The sequence below is a fragment of the Citrobacter sp. TBCS-14 genome (genome assembly GCF_005280805.1).
GTDB lineage: Bacteria > Pseudomonadota > Gammaproteobacteria > Enterobacterales > Enterobacteriaceae > Citrobacter > Citrobacter gillenii.
Window position 1 is genome coordinate 1 of sequence record NZ_SZWM01000768.1, and the last position, 255, is coordinate 255.

Below are 255 nucleotides of genomic sequence, written 5' to 3' on the forward strand. Positions count from 1 at the left end.
TGTATTATGCCGGATGGTGCTTACGCTTATCCGGCCTGTGAAACCACACCCACAGGGTGATTACTCCACCGCAAACATCTTGTCGAGTTTGCTGTAACCTAATCCATTGATTTTTTTAACCTTGATTTGCACGGGAATACGTTCTTTCATCGCTTCAACGTGGCTTATCACGCCAATGGTCTTGCCAGTGGCGTTCAGGGCATCCAGCGCGTCGAGGGCGGTATCCAGCGTTTCACTGTCCAGCGTGCCGAAACC

At 51.0% G+C, this 255-nt stretch carries 1 protein-coding gene; it reads right to left on the reverse strand.

What is annotated here, in order from left to right; genetic code table 11:
- Window positions 1-60 precede the first annotated feature (60 nt).
- The coding region (locus tag FDX22_RS21185; RefSeq protein WP_146717731.1) for a hypothetical protein at window positions 61-255 on the reverse strand (195 nt) is incomplete at its 5' end.